The organism is Bradyrhizobium sp. AZCC 2176 (genome assembly GCF_036924645.1).
Taxonomy (GTDB): Bacteria; Pseudomonadota; Alphaproteobacteria; order Rhizobiales; family Xanthobacteraceae; genus Bradyrhizobium.
The window spans coordinates 2,836,893-2,852,572 of the sequence record NZ_JAZHRX010000001.1 but is presented as its reverse complement, the minus strand read 5'-3'; the positions used below and the strand labels follow the sequence as shown (position 1 = coordinate 2,852,572).

At 63.2% G+C, this 15,680-nt stretch carries 16 protein-coding genes; 4 read left to right on the top strand and 12 right to left on the bottom strand.

Annotated elements, in window-relative coordinates:
• Positions 1-166: 166 nt before the first annotated feature.
• Positions 167-1,042, top strand: coding sequence for a sulfurtransferase (locus V1288_RS13175; RefSeq protein WP_334357441.1), 876 nt, complete (start codon positions 167-169; stop codon positions 1,040-1,042).
• Between the two features lie 128 nt (positions 1,043-1,170).
• Here the strand turns inward: V1288_RS13175 and V1288_RS13170 are convergent, their stop codons facing one another.
• Positions 1,171-2,109, bottom strand: a complete 939-nt coding sequence (locus V1288_RS13170; protein ID WP_334357440.1) for a DMT family transporter — start codon at positions 2,107-2,109, stop codon at positions 1,171-1,173.
• Positions 2,110-2,141: 32 nt separating this feature from the next.
• Complete coding sequence (locus V1288_RS13165) at positions 2,142-2,627, bottom strand: Fur family transcriptional regulator (RefSeq protein ID WP_214488869.1); 486 nt, start codon at positions 2,625-2,627, stop codon at positions 2,142-2,144.
• Between the two features lie 156 nt (positions 2,628-2,783).
• Here V1288_RS13165 and V1288_RS13160 point away from each other — a divergent pair, with 156 nt between their 5' ends.
• Genes V1288_RS13160 through V1288_RS13150 form a run of 3 tightly spaced genes read left to right on the top strand, consistent with a single transcriptional unit; the run spans position 2,784 to position 5,983 of the window.
• A complete protein-coding gene (locus V1288_RS13160; RefSeq protein ID WP_334357439.1) occupies positions 2,784-3,263 on the top strand; it encodes a MarR family winged helix-turn-helix transcriptional regulator in 480 nt (159 codons plus the stop codon).
• On the top strand, positions 3,256-4,422 hold the full coding sequence (locus tag V1288_RS13155) for an HlyD family secretion protein (protein WP_334357438.1): 1,167 nt from the start codon (positions 3,256-3,258) through the stop codon (positions 4,420-4,422). Before V1288_RS13160 ends, V1288_RS13155 begins: the two co-directional genes overlap by 8 nt.
• A gap of 4 nt (positions 4,423-4,426) precedes the next feature.
• Positions 4,427-5,983, top strand: coding sequence for an MDR family MFS transporter (locus V1288_RS13150; protein ID WP_334357437.1), 1,557 nt, complete (start codon positions 4,427-4,429; stop codon positions 5,981-5,983).
• Positions 5,984-6,026: 43 nt separating this feature from the next.
• On the opposite strand, the gene V1288_RS13145 is transcribed toward V1288_RS13150, so the two are convergent.
• The 10 genes from V1288_RS13145 to V1288_RS13100 form a co-directional block, all read right to left on the bottom strand.
• Positions 6,027-6,494, bottom strand: a complete 468-nt coding sequence (locus V1288_RS13145; RefSeq protein ID WP_334357436.1) for a GyrI-like domain-containing protein — start codon at positions 6,492-6,494, stop codon at positions 6,027-6,029.
• Between the two features lie 99 nt (positions 6,495-6,593).
• The gene (locus tag V1288_RS13140; protein WP_334357435.1) at positions 6,594-7,064 is read right to left on the bottom strand and encodes an SRPBCC domain-containing protein; all 471 of its coding nucleotides are present in this window, start codon (positions 7,062-7,064) and stop codon (positions 6,594-6,596) included.
• An 11-nt stretch (positions 7,065-7,075) separates the two neighbouring features.
• Positions 7,076-7,399, bottom strand: a complete 324-nt coding sequence (locus V1288_RS13135) for an ArsR/SmtB family transcription factor (protein WP_334357434.1) — start codon at positions 7,397-7,399, stop codon at positions 7,076-7,078.
• A gap of 138 nt (positions 7,400-7,537) precedes the next feature.
• Positions 7,538-8,458 carry a DMT family transporter gene (locus V1288_RS13130; RefSeq protein WP_334357433.1) on the bottom strand — a complete coding sequence of 307 codons (921 nt, stop codon included), beginning with the start codon at positions 8,456-8,458 and terminating at the stop codon, positions 7,538-7,540.
• A gap of 49 nt (positions 8,459-8,507) precedes the next feature.
• Entirely contained in the window at positions 8,508-10,337 is a 1,830-nt protein-coding gene (locus V1288_RS13125) for a tannase/feruloyl esterase family alpha/beta hydrolase (RefSeq protein WP_334357432.1), read from the bottom strand.
• A 43-nt stretch (positions 10,338-10,380) separates the two neighbouring features.
• Positions 10,381-12,252, bottom strand: a complete 1,872-nt coding sequence (locus tag V1288_RS13120; protein WP_334357431.1) for a bifunctional sugar phosphate isomerase/epimerase/4-hydroxyphenylpyruvate dioxygenase family protein — start codon at positions 12,250-12,252, stop codon at positions 10,381-10,383.
• A complete protein-coding gene (locus V1288_RS13115) occupies positions 12,249-12,989 on the bottom strand; it encodes an ABC transporter ATP-binding protein (protein WP_334357430.1) in 741 nt (246 codons plus the stop codon). Before V1288_RS13115 ends, V1288_RS13120 begins: the two co-directional genes overlap by 4 nt.
• Positions 12,990-13,000: 11 nt before the next feature.
• Complete coding sequence (locus V1288_RS13110) at positions 13,001-13,744, bottom strand: ABC transporter ATP-binding protein (RefSeq protein WP_334357429.1); 744 nt, start codon at positions 13,742-13,744, stop codon at positions 13,001-13,003.
• Positions 13,741-14,739, bottom strand: coding sequence for a branched-chain amino acid ABC transporter permease (locus V1288_RS13105; RefSeq protein WP_334357428.1), 999 nt, complete (start codon positions 14,737-14,739; stop codon positions 13,741-13,743). The genes V1288_RS13110 and V1288_RS13105 overlap by 4 nt, the downstream gene beginning before the upstream one ends.
• A complete protein-coding gene (locus V1288_RS13100; protein ID WP_065746554.1) occupies positions 14,736-15,611 on the bottom strand; it encodes a branched-chain amino acid ABC transporter permease in 876 nt (291 codons plus the stop codon). Before V1288_RS13100 ends, V1288_RS13105 begins: the two co-directional genes overlap by 4 nt.
• Positions 15,612-15,680: the final 69 nt, after the last annotated feature.

Below are 15,680 nucleotides of genomic sequence, written 5' to 3'. Positions count from 1 at the left end.
TTAGGGCGATCACAGCAGCCGGGATCCGGACAGAAATACCTCGGCTTCGATCAACCGCTATATTGGACAGGAATCGCCGAATTGAAAGGGCGAGCGCACGCCCCCGCCGTCTTTTCATAGCTCGATGCGGGCCCTAGCATCGGCTGAAACAACGGGAGGCCAACAAATGTCGGGGCGTAACGGGCTCATCTCCACGGCGGAACTCGCTGATATTCTGGGCCAGGCCGATCTGCGCCTGTTCGACTGCACAACCTATCTCGAACCCGCGCCCGAAGGCTCTGGCCTCCCCTATCTCGCCGTACCCGGGCGACACACGTTCGAGGTCGGGCACATTCCGGGCGCAGATTTTCTCGATCTGCAGGGCGAGTTCTCCGATTTCAGCACCGAGCTTCGCTTCATGATGCCGGATGTTACGCAACTCGAACGGGCGTTCGGCCGTCACGGCGTGTCCAACGGAAGCCAGGTCGTGCTGTACAGCATCGGCACGCCGATGTGGGCGACGCGGTTCTGGTGGATGCTCCAATCGCTCGGCTTCGAGAATGCGGCAGTGCTCGACGGCGGGCTCGACAAATGGAAGCTCGAAGGCCGCCCGCTCGAAACCGGACCGGCGAAAGGATACAAGCCGGCAACATTCACGGCCAAACCGAAGGACGGATTTTTCGTCGACAAGCACGAAACGCTGGCGGCCACCTCCGAGCAGGGTACCATCGTCGTCAACGCGCTCGGCCCGCAATTCCACAAGGGCCTTGAGCCCAGCCGCTACGGCCGGCCTGGCCGCGTCCCCGGCAGTTGCAACGTGTCGGCAGCGACATTGCTCGATCCCAAGACCAAGGCGTTCGTTCCGCTTGGCGAGGCGGAAGCCAAATTCAAGGCGCAGGGCATCACCAAGGACAAACGCGTGGTCGCCTATTGCGGCGGCGGCATCTCGGCGACCGTCGATCTGTTCCTGCTCTACCAGCTCGGCTACGACAAGCTCACGCTGTATGATGGCTCGATGGGCGAGTGGGCCAAGGACACGTCGCTACCGATCGAGACGGGGTAGGCGATTCCCCGCTCTCTCTCAACGTCATTGCGAGCGGAGCTCCATCCATCCGAGAGTGAGGAAAGATGGATTGCTTCGTCGCTTGCGCTCCTCGCAATGACGAACTTGGCAGCGGACTCCGTCCGCCATCACGCCGGCAAGTTCGGATCCGGCACGACCTTCGGATCCGGCTTGTTCACGAGATAGAGTCCGGCGATGACCAGCAGCGCCGCGACGCCGAAGGCGATGGTCAGCGTATCATGCAAGATGAAATAGCTGGCGGCGACGCCGAACAGCGGCGTGACGAAGGTGAACGCTGACAATTTGCTGGCGGAGTAGCTTTTGACCAATGCGAACCACAACAGGAACGTCAGACCCACCACCCAAAACGCCTGATAGGCCAGCAACGACAGCGACAGCAGCCCTGGAACATGAGTGATGGTTTCGCCCGATATCCACGCAGCAAGGGCGAGAATCGGGATCGACAGCGCCACCTGATAGCCGAGCCCCTTTTCCGCCGGGGCCTTGATCAGCGCCGTCGTCTTGACGATCAGCGTCGTGGTCGCCCAGAGCGCGCCGCCGGCGACGATCAGGAGGTCGCCCAGCAAAACCGTCGTATCGACATTGGTCTGGGGGACCCCGATCGCCAGCGCGACGCCGGCGAAACTCAGGGCCAGCCCACCCCATTGCGGCGCCCGCAGCCGTTCGCCGAGAAAGACATACGAGCCGAGCGCGACGAAGAACGGCGCCGTATACAGAAACACCACCGCGCGCGACGCCGATGTCAGCAGCAGGCCGCGATAGATCAGCACGAATTCGATGCCGAAGATCGCGCCTGCGGTCACGCCGGCCCAAAGCGTGCCGTCACGTTCGAAGAATTTCACGCCGCGGAACCAGCCGATCGCGAGCAACACCGGCAACGCGCCGGCAGAGCGGATCAGCGCCTGCAGCATTGGCGGCACGTCTGCCAACACCAGCTTCACCGCGATCTGGTTGAACCCCCAGCTCAGGCACAGCATCAGCATCAAGGCGACGGCGCCCGGGCTGAGCGCACGCCCGGCGGACAGTTGTACTGGCTTGGACGACATCTATCCTCGTGGCCGGCCTGGCGCCGTGTTCTTCATTTTTGACAGTGAGCGCAGGTGCCGGCAATCTCGACGACGGAGAGCTTTGGCGCGAAACCCGACGCGCGCGCCGCCGCATTGAGGCTTTGCGCCACGGGGGCTGCCGGGATTTCACCGACGGAGCCACAATGGTCGCAGATCAGGAATGCCACCATCGAGGTCTCGTCATGGTCATGCGCGCAGGCGAGGAACGCATTGCGGCTCTCGATCCGGTGGACGAGGCCGTTCTCCATCAAAAAATCAAGCGCGCGGTAGACCGTGATCGGCGCCGGCCGCGGCATCGATTTGGCGAGTTCGTCGATCACCTCATAGGCCCCGAGCGGGCGGTGGCTCGACAGCAGCGCCTGCAGCACCTGACGCCGGATCGGGGTGAATTTCTGCGCCCGCCGCGCGCAAACCTGTTCGGCATGCGCGATCGCTTCCGCAGTGCAGCGGCCGTGATCGTGGTCGGGCGCGGGAAACGTCGGCTTTGTCAGGGTCATATCGGGCTTTTGTAGCAGTTTGGGAGCCAATTCCAAAGCCCGGTCGCCCCGCTGGTTCCCAGCCATGTGCTGGAAGCGGATCAGGCCATTGTTAACTCGGCATGCGGAATTCATAAGCAAGCTTATTATATTGCAAGCTTATGGAGGCGGAGGACGATGCGCGGTTCCGTGGATATGAACTTCCTGTTTACGCTCGGCGAGGTGCAGCGGATGATGCGCGCCTACGCCGACCGGCAGGCGGCGCGCTACGGCATCACGCGCGCGCAGTGGGCGGTCCTGGCCAAGGTCGAGCGAACCGAAGGCCTGAAGCAGTCGGAACTCGCCGAACAGATGGAGATGCAGCCGATCACGCTGACGCGGCTGATCGACAAGCTCTGCGACAATGGCTGGATCGAACGCCGCGGCGACGAGAACGACCGCCGCGTCAACCGTCTTTATCTGCGCAAGGCTGCGCGTCCCTTGCTCGGCAAGCTCGCCGGGCTTCGCTCCGAACTGACGGCGACCGCGCTCGACGGCATCAACCCCACTGACGCCCACCGCCTGCTAGCCCAACTCGACCAGATCAAGGAAAACGTTCGCAACGCGATCCAGCATCCGGCGAACGAACCTCCGCGAAAGGAGCAGCGTTATGGCTGATCCCGTGCTCAAATTCCCGCCCGAACAGAAGGGCAGTCCTGCGACGCCGCGGCCGAAACTGGCGGCCGAGCCGCGCCGCCGGCTGATGGCCGGCATGCGCCGCTACCGGCGCTTCCTGCTGCTGGTGGTGTTGCCGCTGGTCGCACTGGTGGCCGGCGTGACGTTCTATCTCAATGGCGGCCGCTACGTGACCACCGACGACGCCTATGTCGGCGCGCAGAAGGTTCTGATCACACCCGACATCTCCGGCAAGATCGAGAAGGTCGTGGTGAAGGAGGGCCAGCAGGTCGGTCCGGGCGATGTGCTGTTCGAGATCGATCCCGTCCCGTTCCGCCTCGCCTTGGCGCAGGCCAAGGCCAACCTCGCGCAGGCCAAGGTCACCTATGACAATCTGATCGCCGACCTCAGGATCTACGGCCAGATGAGCGAGCTTTCGCAGCAGGGCATGGACCTGAAGCGGCGCGACGTCGAACGCAAGTCTTCACTGGTGAAGAACAATTTCGGCTCGCAGCTCGACCTCGACAATGCCTCAACCGCCCTCGTCACCGCGAGCGCTCAGTTCCAGTTACTGCAGCAGAAGATTGCCACCGCAAAAGCGCAACTGCTCGGCAATCCTGAGCTGCCGCTCGAGGAATTCCCGCCCTACGCCCAGGCCAAGGCGGCGCTCGACCAGGCCCAGCGCAATCTCGATCACACGGTGATGCGCGCACCGATGGCCGGCATCGCCACGCAGGTGGACCAGATTCAGCTCGGCCGCTTCGTGATGGCAGGCAGCCCGGTGTTCAGCATCATCGACACCTCCAACCCTTGGGTCGACGCCAACCCGAAGGAATCCGATTTCACCCATGTCGCGGTTGGCCAGTCCGTCACGCTCGAGGTCGATGCGTTCCCCAATCATGTGTTCAAGGGCACGGTCGGTTCGCTCTCGCCCGGCACCGGCGCGCAGTTCGCGATCCTGCCGCCGCAGAACGCGTCGGGCAATTTCGTCAAGGTAGTGCAGCGCGTCCCGGTGCGGATCTATTTCGACAAGAACGACAAGTTCGTCCGAAAACTGAAGGCCGGCATGAGCGTCTACGCCACGATCGACACCAACCATCGCCGGTCGCTTTCCGCCCTGCTAGGCCTGTCGCCGGCGGCGGCGAACCAGGACCACGAATAGCGCCATGACGACCGGCGCACCATCGGCTGCCGTTCCCGGCCTGCGCCGGAACATGGTGACGATCTGCGCCATGACCGCGACGATCATGCAGGCGCTGGACACCACCATCGCCAACGTCGCGCTGCCCTACATGCAGGGCACGCTGTCGGCGTCGCAAGACCAGATCAACTGGGTGCTGACGTCGTACATCGTCGCTGCCGCGATCATGACCGCGCCTGTGGGGTGGATCGCCAACCGCTTCGGCCGCAAGCGCATCTTCATCATCTGCTCGGCCGGCTTCACCATTGCTTCCGTGATGTGCGGGCTGGCGCAGGATATCGGCCAGATGGTGCTGTTCCGCCTGCTGCAAGGCGTGTTCGGCGCGGCGCTGGTGCCGCTGTCCCAGGCGGTGATGCTCGACTCCTACGCGCTGCATGAGCGGGCCAAAGCGATGGCGATCTGGGGCATGGGCGTGATGATGGGGCCGATCATGGGTCCGTCACTCGGCGCCTGGCTGACCGAGACCTATTCCTGGCACTGGGTGTTCTTCGTCAATTTGCCGTTCGGCGTCTTTACCGTGCTCGGCCTCATGATCTTCATGGACGAGACCAAGAAGGCCCTCGAGCTGCGCTTCGACTGGTTCGGCTTCACGGCACTGGCGATCGCCATCGGCGCGCTGCAGCTCGCGCTCGACCGCGGCGAACAGCTCGGCTGGCTGGAATCCAACGAGATCATCGCCGAGTTCATCATATCGGCCATCGGCTTCTACTATTTCCTGGCGCATTCGCTGACTACGCCACAGCCGTTCATCCAGTTCGCGCTGTTCAAGGACAAGAATTTCGTCGGCGGCTGCGTGTTCATGGCCGTCATGGGCCTGGTGCTGTTCTCGACCATGGCGCTGTCGTCACCCTTCCTGCAGAACGTGATCGGCTACCCGATCATTACGGCAGGTCTTCTGCTGGCGAGCCGCGGCTGCGGCACGTTCGTGGCGATGATGCTGGTCGGCCGCCTGATGCGCCATATCGAGGCGCGAACGCTGATCGTCGCAGGCCTCAGCCTGACCGCGGCCTCGCTGTTCTACATGACCGGCTGGACCGACCAGACCGGCGTGACCGAGATCGTCGTCATCAGCGTGGTCCAGGGCTTTGGCTTCGGCCTGGTGTTCGTGCCGCTCTCCACGGTGGCGTTCCTGACGCTGCCCAATCATCTGCGCACCGACGGCACCTCGATGCTGACCTTGATGCGCAACGTCGCAAGCTCGATCGGGATCTCGCTCGTCATCTCGCAACTGACGCAGGGCACGCGCTATACCTACGCGGTGCTGTCGGAGCATATCAACCCGTTCAATCACGCCCTGCAGATGCCCGCGGTGCGCGGCATGATCGATCTCGCCACCGACAAGGGCCGCGCCATGGCGGACATGATGGTCAAGGTGCAGGCGCAAATCATCGCGTTCTCACACGACTATCAGATGGTGATGATCTTCACCGCCTGCGCCATCCCGCTCGCGATCATGATCGGCTCGACCAGAGCCACGCTGCGCGAGCAGTCGGCCGCGCCGGATCACGCGGTGATGGAGTAGAACGTTCCGCCGCGAATTTTCTCCGCTTCGAGGCTGGATTGTTCTAGACCTCCACCAGTTCCTTGCTGAGCACCGTCCGCCAGGCGTTTGGATCAGCGCTCTCCTCCGGGCCAACCGCGTAGGATTCATAGAGGCCATCCACGGTTCTGCGTCCCGCGGCCTTGATCATGCCGATGAATTCACCCCACGCACCGCCGAGCCCTTCGTAGCCGCCGTGATAGGTGGTCTGGACGATATTCATCGCGGACCACTGTCCTGGCTTCATGCGATTTGCCGGCGCGACTGGCGCAGCGACCGGCAGGCATATTTCGAAATCAAAAATCTCACCGGGATTGCGAAGGTGGTGGGTGAACCATGGGCCGACGATCGCAACGTTCTGCGCGGCGACGGCGGCCTTTAGTTCGACAAGGCCGGGTCCCATGACCCTGCGAATGTCTTCGCGCGGAACCTTGATCGGAATCAAGGCGGTGAGCTGCGGCTTGGTTTGAAGGACGCGAAGCGGTTCGATCACGGTGGGCCTCCAGATTTGACGTGTTGGCGAAACGAGCCCCACGGTCGCTTCACGCGGCTGACGTAGAGCACGGTGCATGCATCGCTGGTTGCGCGCTGCTTATGATTTGAGTGTCGTCTCGAGCCGGGCGTAGCTCGCTTCCATTCCGTGCTCCATGCCGGTCGACAGCATGGCGGCCCGCGTCGCGGCATCGGGCAATGTCATCCGCATCGTCATCAACGTACCGGCCCCGTCCGGCGCGAAGGTTGTTTCAACATGGTTGTCCGGCGTCACATCAGGCATGTGCATCCGCTCGACATGGACGAGCCTGCTGAATGGCACCAGTTCGAGATACTCGCCAGTCACATGGAAGCCGCCGCCTTCGCCGTTCGTCCACTCGTAGCGGATCTTGCCGCCCGGTCGCGCCTCGTTGATGCAGACCGGCATTGTCCAGCCGTCCGGACCGAGCAGCCATTTCTGGATCAGCGCCGGCTCGGTATGCGCGCGATACACCGATTCCGGCGCGGCGGCGAAGCGCCTGGTAACGACGACATGGCGGTCGCCTTCGGTCTTCAGCGTCATCTTGCTCATGGATTTGCCTTTCACTCTTCGGCCTTCATGGCGGCCAGAACGTCATCCAGCCGGTTGTAATTTGCGGCCAGGGCCTTTCGGAGCATCCCAAGCCATTGGTCGATCTCGGTGACGGCAGCCGGCGCCAGTCGGCACGGCCGCTTGGTGCCCTCGATACGGCGGACGATCAGCCCCGCGCCCTCCAGCACCTTGAGGTGACGGGAAATGGCGGGCTGGGTCAGGTCGAACGGTTCGACCAGCTCCATGACGGTCGCTTCGCCCAATGCGAGGCGGGCAAGGATCGCCCGCCGTGTCGGGTCTGCCAGCGCAGAAAAGGCCGCATCAAGATTTGGCATATGCTCAACCCTTTATATAATATATCAGTTATATAACAAGTTGCGCATTGTCAAGCCAGATTCGACGACGATCGATCGGCGGCGGCTCATGCGGCGATGGACCGGCGGTGGTCACGCCGCCCGGGGCTCGGCCACGGTCTATCGCGATCCACTCTGTTCGGCTTGCAGGCACAACCACATGCCGCCGAGCGACAGCGCGCCGCCGATCAGATGGATCATGGTCGGTGCCTCGCCAAGGAAGATGATCGATAGCACTGCGCTGACGATCGGGCCCAGATAGAGACTCAAGGACGTCGACACTGCGCCGAACATCGAGCCGAGATAGGCATAGGCCGAATACGCAAAAAGGCCGGGAACGAGTCCGGCGAACAAGTACACCAGCGCTGCGCGCCCGCTGAACGCGGCCGACGGCATCGACCAGATTTCATGGATGGCAAAAGGCAGCGAGAACAACGCGCCTGCCGCTGCGAACAGCCCGATCCTTGCCAGAAAGCTCGCACCCTGGCCCACGTTGTTTTGCATCAACGTGTATCCCGCCCAGCCCAGCATCGCGAGCAATGCGAGCAGATCGCCGGGCGACAGGCCCGCTCCGGTGGCGGCTTGCCCCTTGGTGATGATCAGCAAGGCGCCCGCCAGCGCAACAATCATTCCGATGATTTTCCATCGGTCGATCGTTTCGCGACCCGACACGAAGGAAAACAGCAGCACGACAAGCGGCGATAGCGCCATGATCAACGCGATGTTGATGGCCGAGGTTGTAACGCCGGCGAGATAGACCGGACCGCCGCAGATGAACATACCGAGAAAGCCGGCCAGCGCGATGCCGAAACCATCCTTGCGCAACAGGCCGGGGCTCTCCCGCAGCGCCATCACGACAGCCGGCAGCAGGCCGAGCGCCACAATGCTCCAGCGAAAGAACGCGATCGAGAATGGCGGAACACTCCCGGCAACACCGCGCGCCAGGATCATGTTGGAGACCTGGGCGGTGGCAACCAGCAGAAAGCCGAGCAAGCCAAGCACTTCGCGTGCCCTGCCGGTGGCTTCCTTGGCTTCGGTCATGTTCAATCCGGTGTTTGTATGCCCGACGATAAGATCCTACCCCTACGGGCTACCGGCAGCGATAGCTTGAAGCCTGCTTTGCATCCCCATTGCCGTTCCACGTCGTGCGCAAAGGATAGACGCAGACTGGATAGCTGACGCTGTTGTCGCGCGACGTCAGCATGATCTCGCCCGGCGTCGCGCCTTTCTCGACCCAATCCACCAGTGCGGTGAAGAACTGGTCCTGCTCGCGGGTCGGCGTCTGGTTGGCATTACCCGGCAATTTCGGCAGCGGCACGGTGTCGTTCTTGCCGCCAACCGTATAGGCCCGGCCTTGCGAGGAATGCGCCGAGCCCGGCAGGAGATACATCCGCATGAACTTCTGCACCTCGGCGTGCCCGCCCATCGCCGCCACCACGCGCTCGTGATAATTGATGTTGCCGGCTGGCGGGATCGCGTCGTCGACCAGGCCGCTGTAGGCGATAACCTTGCGGCCGAGATCGCGCAGCTTCCCGAGGTCCGCCTTGTCCGTGATGAGGTCGCTGAACAGCGTCGGCTGCAACGCGACGCCCTTGTTCACGGCGTCGGCGAGCCCGGCGTAATCCAGCTCCAGCCATTTGTTGCGTACATTCGTCGAACCGTTGGTAATCGGTTCGCCTGACGACGCCGTGCTGGCATCGGGCGCGTAGCTGACATCCTGCAGCGCCAAGGCGACGCCGTAGGAGGAGGCGCTGGTGATCAGGGGCCCGATCCCGGTGCTCCTGGTGAATGTCCACCAGAGCTGGTTCTTGCCGAGCGATTTACCGGATCGCGCGTCGGCGCCCTGCGCGACATCAAAACTTCCATCGCTGGTGGCGCCGTACCAGATTCTGTTCAGCGCGTTCGCCTCCTTCAGGCTCATGCAGGTCGCGGCGTCGGCGTTATTTCCGGTGACGCCCTCGCCGACCTCGCGCGCGCACAGCAGCTCGGCGTCGCGCGCTGGATTGTAGTCGCAGGCAAGGGGATCGAGCAGGAAGCCGAGGCCAGCCTTGTCGCAGACCGCAACCGCGCGCTTGTTGGCAGCGGCGACCTTGGCCGCGAAGGCGGCGGCTTCGATCTTGTTCGCCGACGTGAAGCCGAGCTCGGTCTTCATCACGATTTGAGGATACAGTCCCGCCGTGCCGAATTTCGCGATGTTCAGCGCCGGCTGGGCGATCATGTAGCCGTCATAGAGTTCAGGGTATTCCTGCACGAGCTTCATGCCCTGCCGGCCGCCCTGCGAATGGCCGTCATAGTAGGTATATTTCGGCGCCTTGCCGTAATAGAGGCTGACCAGCGCTTTGGTCTTGACGGCCTGCTCCACCATGGCTCGCACCGAGAAATCGCGAAGCGATTCCACGTTGACCTTGCCATCGGACAGGAACGCGAACGAGCCATCCTGGTACCAGGGCTGACCCGCGTCCGTCGTGCCCGACGCGTAGCCGATATTGGCGTTGACGATAGCCGGCACCTTGCTGCCGATCTTGTCGGCATAGCGATGACCGCCGCCGACCCAGCCGCCACCGCCGTAATTGCGGATGCGCTCGTTCCAGTTGGCCTGCGTCGGCAGCCAGACCTCGATGCCGATGCCTTCCGAATAGGAGCGCGCGTTCCTGTCCTTTTCCGCCGTCGCGCCGGGGCCGACCAGCAGCTTCACGAGACACAGGTCGGCCGCCGCTGTCACCGGCTGCGGCGCGTCGGGCGCCTTCAGCTCCTCGCCTTTCTTTACCAGCCGAACCGCGACGACCTTTGTGTCGGTGTCCGGGCGAAAGGCGGCCTTGATGCCGTCATCGCAGGAAAGCGAATCTGCCAACGCCGGCGTCAGATAACCGCAGGCGGCGAGCAGTAATCCCGCGCGAATACCCTTCCCTTTGATCGACATCGTCTCGCTCCCCTTTCAGTCTTCTTTTTTTCAGCCCGAAGTGTCACGCCTTGGGCATGGTCAGCGGCCGCGATTCCCGCGTCTGCGCCGCCAGCCTGATCGCGGCGTTAGCGGCGCCGAACCCGTGATAGTTGCGCCGCTCGACGATCTCGAAGAAAAACCGCTCGTCGAACGCGTGGGTATAGACCTGGAAGAATTCGCCCTCGCCTTCGCGGTCGTAGAGGATCTGGTTTTCGCGAAGCGCCGTCATGGTCGCGGCATCGAGGCCGTATTTGGCTTCGATATCGTTGTAGTAATTGTCGGGAATCCTGAGGAAGTCCGCACCGCGCGAGCGCATCTCGGCAACCGCGGCGAAGATATCGCGGCAGGAGAACGCGACGTGCTGCACGCCGGAGCCGAAGAATTCATGGATGAAGCGGGCCGACAGCGTGCGGGTCGCCGACGAGCCATTGAGCACCACGCGCAGGCCCTGATTGGCATTGATCAGCGCCTGGCTCTGCACCAGCCCGACCGGATCCGCGATCTCCATCTGCGGCAAGCGCTCCAGATCGAGAATGCCGGTGTAGAACAACAGCCACGACAGCATCTCGTCATAAGGCATCGACTGCGAGATATGGTCGACGGCATCGAGCCGATCGGTAGCCGCATCGCTGCGCAGCGGCTCGAAATCGAGATCCCAGTTCTTGCCGGCCTGTTCCAGGAAATACAGCAGGCTGCCGCCGACGCCGCGGATCGCCGGAATCTCGAGTTCACCCGGCCCGACCGGCTGGTAGAAGGTCCGCGCCTGCAACGCTTCCGCCCGCGCCATGGTCCTGCCGGCATCATCCACGTCGATGGCGATGGCGCAGACGCCGGGGCCGTGCGCGACAAAGTGCGAATGCGCGAAGCCATCGGGTTCGCAATTGATCACGAGGTCAATATGACCCTGCGACCAGCGTTCGACGTCCTTGCTGCGATGAGCGCCGGTCTTGCGAAAGCCGAGCTGGCCGAACAGCGCGGCGAGGCTGTTGGCTTTTTCGTCACTGACGGCGAACTCGATGAAGCCGACGCCGCGGCTTTTCGGCTTCGGCTGCAGCGGCATGGCCGGCGCGCCCGCCGCCGCGCCGCGAACGTCATCCTCGAGCAGGATCAGCGAGCGCAGCCCGTCGGTCGCGGTGCGGACCGCAGAGCCGGCGCGAAACTGGTCGTTGAAGATCTCCAGCGACAGCGGGCCCGCATAGCCGGTGGCGAGCACGGCTTCCGCGAAGCGCGCGACCGGCAGGTCGCCCTGACCCGGGAAGCAGCGGAAGTGCCGGCTCCAGGACAGCACGTCGAGGCCGAGCTTTGGTGCATCGGCGAGCTGCACCAGAAATATCTTGTCGGCCGGGATCGATTGGATCGTCAGCGTCGGAAACGACGGCGCCAGCGCATGAAAGCTGTCGAGAATGATGCCGATCGATTTGTGATCGGCGCGCCGCACGATCTCCCAGGCGTCGCGGTAATCGTTGACGTGAAGCCCCCAGGCAAGCGCCTCATAGCCGACGCGCAGGCCGCGCGCGGCGGCGCGTTCGCCCAGTGCGCAGAAATCGGCGGCCGCACGGTCGATACCGCCGAGCGAGGCTGGCGAGATGTTGCTGCAGATCAGCATCAGGTCGGTCTGCAATTCCTGCATCAGGTCGAACTTGCGCTCGGCGCGCGCAAAGTTGCGGGTGCGCTGCGGCTCCGGCATGCCCTCGAAGTCACGGAATGGCTGGAAGGCGCAGATCGAAAGCCCGAGGTCCCGGCACATCTGGCCGACGTCGCGCGGGCTGCCGCTGAACGACAGCAAATCGTTCTCGAAGATCTCGACGGCATCGAAGCCCGCTGCGGCGATGGCGCGCAGCTTTTCGTCGAGTGCACCGCTGAGCGATACCGTGGCGATCGAGCGCTTGTTCATGCTGCTGTTTCCGTCATCGCGCCGCCCAGGAACAATTGCCCGATTCGTGGATCGTTCAGTACGCGTTGCGCGGTATCGACAAGCCGGGTCTGGCCGAGTTCGAGCACGATCCCGTAGTCGGAAATCTCCAGCGCGGAGCGCGCGTTCTGCTCGATCATCAGGATCGATACGCCGCGGTCGCGGAGATCCTTTAGAATGTTGAAGGTCTGCTGCACCATCAGCGGCGAAAGCCCGATCGACGGCTCGTCGATCAACACCAGTTGCGGATTAAGCAACAGGCCGCGGACGACCTCAAGCTGCTTCTGCTCGCCGCCCGACAGCGTGGACGCCTGCTGGGTCGCCTTCTTGCGCAGCACCGGGAACTTGTCGAGCGCCGCCTCGATCCGGTCAGGCAGGTCGGTGATGTCGCGCCCCGCCACGACGGCGCCGAGCTGGATGTTGTCGCGTACCGACAGCTCAGGAAAAATATTTCGGCCCTGCGGCACGTAGCAAATGCCTGATGTCAGCAACTCGCGCTGGCTCAGCCCGGTAACGTCGCGTCCTTTGAAGACGATCCTGCCTTCGCGCAGCTTCAACAGGCCGAAGATCGCCTTGAACACGGTGGACTTCCCTGCGCCGTTCGGCCCGATCACGGTGGTGATGGAGCCCACCGGCACCGAGAAGGTGGTACCGTTGAGGATCGTCATCTTGCCGTAGCCGCCGACGAGGCCTTGAACATCGAGGATGGCGTCGCTCATGGGCTGTTCCTCTAATGACCGAGATAGGCTTCAATGACGGCGGGATTGGCGCGCACTTCGCTTGGTGTGCCCATCGCCAGCAGCTTGCCTTCCGCCATCACCATGACGCGGGTGCACAGCGACATCACGAACTCCATGTTGTGCTCGATGACGACGAAGGTGGCGCGCTTCTCGCGGTTGATCGCAGCCAGCCGCTCCTTGAGATCGCCGAGCATGGTGAGGTTGACGCCGCCGGCAGGTTCATCCAGCAGCACCAGCCGCGGCCCGCCCATGAATGCCATCGCCGCATCGAGCAGTTTTTGCTGGCCGTAGGACAGGCCGCCGGCGGCTTCGGTCGCGAGATGATCGAGCTTGAAGAAGCCGATCATCTGGTCGGCCGCTGCTGATAGTCCGGCATCGGATGGACCGAGCAGCCGCGACATCATGTTGCCCTGGTGTTCCTGCCCGGCGAGGATCAGGTTCTCCCGCACCGACAGTTTCGGGAATACCTGCAGAAGCTGGAAGGTGCGACTGACACCGAGACGATTCAATTCGGACGGTCGCAATCCGGTGACGATTTTGCCGTCGACCTTGACCTCGCCAACCGTCGGCGCGAGCTGACCGAGGATGCAGTTGAACAGCGTTGACTTGCCGCAACCGTTCGGGCCGATCAGGCCGAGGATCTCCCCTTCCTGCACGTCGAAGCTGACGCCGTCGACGGCCTTGATGCCGCCAAAGCTCTTTTTGACATTGGTGACTTCGAGGACCGCGGTCATGGCGCCGTCTCCAGCCTGGATTTGGCGACTGCGCGTAAGGCGGAAGCCGCCTTGGTGCGCCGCTCGGCCAGATAGCGATCGAGAATGCCGAGGATGCCGGTCGGCGAATAGATCAAGAGCAGCATTACCGCGACCGCATAGAGCATCAGGTAATAGCCCTGCGTGAAGCGCAGCCATTCCGGCAACAGCACGGCGATCATCGCGCCAAGGAACGGCCCAAAGAAGAATCCGGAGCCGCCGACAATCACCATCATCAGCAGATCGAGCGAGAGCGAGAGATTGAAGGGAACCGGATCGATATATTGCGTCAGCGGCGCATAGAGCGTGCCGGCGACACCGCCGAGCGCCGAGCCGATCGCGAACGCCATCAGCGTATAACGCCGCGTATCGATGCCGAGCGACAGCGCCCGCACCGGATTTTCGCGCAGCGCCACGAAAGCGCGGCCCCAGGGCGAGCGGATCAGCCACCACATCGCCAGCGAGACGAGCGCAAGCGAGCCGAGGCAGAAATAATAGAACGGCAGCGGCCGGTTGGTGGCGAAGCCCATGACGTTGGGCCGCGGAATATTGGAGATGCCGTAGATGCCCTTGGTGAGCCAATCCTCGTTGCGGAACACCAGGAACGCCAGCGTCGAGAACGCCAGCGTCACGAAGGCAAGGTAGTGATGCTGCACGCGCAGCGCCGGATAGCCGAGGATCCATCCGATCGCGAAGCACAGCACGATGGCGACGCCGAGCGCTGCGATCAACGGCAGGCCCTGCGTGGTCATGATCGCCGCCGCATAGGCGCCGATGCCGACGAACGCGCCCTGCGCCAGCGAGACCTGGCCGGCATATCCGAGCGTCAGATTGAGCCCCATCGCAGCGATCGTCATCACCGCCCACTGACTCAGGATGAACAGGCCGTAGCGATTGAAGTTCATGGGCAAGATGATCAATGCCGCGATCACCAAGATGCCGAGCGCGATGCGCAAATATTTCCCCGTTGCGGTCATACCGTGCGCTCCTCGGGCCGGCCGAGCAGTCCCTGCGGGCGGAACAGGATGATGACGATCAGCAGGATCAGCGGCACCGCGGCGCGGTACTGCGTCGACACGTAGGCGGCGGCGAGATTGTCGACCACGCCGATCAAAAGCCCGCCGGCAATGGCGCCGCGCACCTGGTTGAAGCCGCCGACGATCGCCGCGATGAACGCCGCCTGCCCCAGCACTTCACCGGAGGAGAATTTCGCCAGATAGATCGGCGTGATCAGCAGCGAGGCCAGCGCCACCAGGAAGGCGTTGATCAGGAAGGTCAGCAGGATCATGCGCTCGACCGGCACGCCGATGATGCGGGCGACCGTCGGGTTCTGCGCTGTCGCCTGCATCTGATGGCCGATCGACGTGCGGTTCAACAGCGCGGTCAGGCCGATCACGACCGCGATCGCGAGCGCGAGCACGCCGAGGCTCTGCAACGATACCACCCGGCCGAGGATCCAGACGTCACCGGCAGGCACGATGGAGGGAAATGGCGATGCTTCGGCGCTGAAGAACTGCTTCACCGCCTCCTTCATGCCGATCGCGAGCGCCATGGTCGCAATCGCCAGCGGCAGCACGCCGTGCCGCAGCATCGGATCGACCAATAGCAGCTTGAAGCCGAGCCCCAAGAGCAGCAATGACAGCAGGATGCCGAGAATGATCGCGAGCCAGAACGGCGCACCCGCATGCATCACCGCCAGCATCAGGAACGCCGGCAACATCACGAATTCGCCCTGCGCGAAATTGATGGTTTGCGACGTCTGCCACAGCAGCGTGAAACCGACCGCGACGAGAGCGTAGATCGCCCCGGTCGCAAGGCCTGCCACGAGCAGATCGAGCAGATTGGACATGCTCCTCCCCTCACCCGTCACATGTGGACGGCGTCAATCATTTCACCATGCTGATCTCGGGGGCGGACG

Excerpts from the sequence above, each read along its gene's own strand:
- V1288_RS13175 (WP_334357441.1), top strand. The coding sequence starts at position 167 with ATGTCGGGGCGTAACGGGCTCATCTCCACGGCGGAACTCGCTGATATT.
- V1288_RS13170 (WP_334357440.1), bottom strand. The coding sequence starts at position 2,109 with ATGTCGTCCAAGCCAGTACAACTGTCCGCCGGGCGTGCGCTCAGCCCG.
- V1288_RS13165 (WP_214488869.1), bottom strand. The coding sequence starts at position 2,627 with ATGACCCTGACAAAGCCGACGTTTCCCGCGCCCGACCACGATCACGGC.
- V1288_RS13160 (WP_334357439.1), top strand. The coding sequence starts at position 2,784 with ATGCGCGGTTCCGTGGATATGAACTTCCTGTTTACGCTCGGCGAGGTG.
- V1288_RS13155 (WP_334357438.1), top strand. The coding sequence starts at position 3,256 with ATGGCTGATCCCGTGCTCAAATTCCCGCCCGAACAGAAGGGCAGTCCT.
- V1288_RS13150 (WP_334357437.1), top strand. The coding sequence starts at position 4,427 with ATGACGACCGGCGCACCATCGGCTGCCGTTCCCGGCCTGCGCCGGAAC.
- V1288_RS13140 (WP_334357435.1), bottom strand. The coding sequence starts at position 7,064 with ATGAGCAAGATGACGCTGAAGACCGAAGGCGACCGCCATGTCGTCGTT.
- V1288_RS13135 (WP_334357434.1), bottom strand. The coding sequence starts at position 7,399 with ATGCCAAATCTTGATGCGGCCTTTTCTGCGCTGGCAGACCCGACACGG.
- V1288_RS13130 (WP_334357433.1), bottom strand. The coding sequence starts at position 8,458 with ATGACCGAAGCCAAGGAAGCCACCGGCAGGGCACGCGAAGTGCTTGGC.
- V1288_RS13125 (WP_334357432.1), bottom strand. The coding sequence starts at position 10,337 with ATGTCGATCAAAGGGAAGGGTATTCGCGCGGGATTACTGCTCGCCGCC.
- V1288_RS13120 (WP_334357431.1), bottom strand. The coding sequence starts at position 12,252 with ATGAACAAGCGCTCGATCGCCACGGTATCGCTCAGCGGTGCACTCGAC.
- V1288_RS13115 (WP_334357430.1), bottom strand. The coding sequence starts at position 12,989 with ATGAGCGACGCCATCCTCGATGTTCAAGGCCTCGTCGGCGGCTACGGC.
- V1288_RS13110 (WP_334357429.1), bottom strand. The coding sequence starts at position 13,744 with ATGACCGCGGTCCTCGAAGTCACCAATGTCAAAAAGAGCTTTGGCGGC.
- V1288_RS13105 (WP_334357428.1), bottom strand. The coding sequence starts at position 14,739 with ATGACCGCAACGGGGAAATATTTGCGCATCGCGCTCGGCATCTTGGTG.
- V1288_RS13100 (WP_065746554.1), bottom strand. The coding sequence starts at position 15,611 with ATGTCCAATCTGCTCGATCTGCTCGTGGCAGGCCTTGCGACCGGGGCG.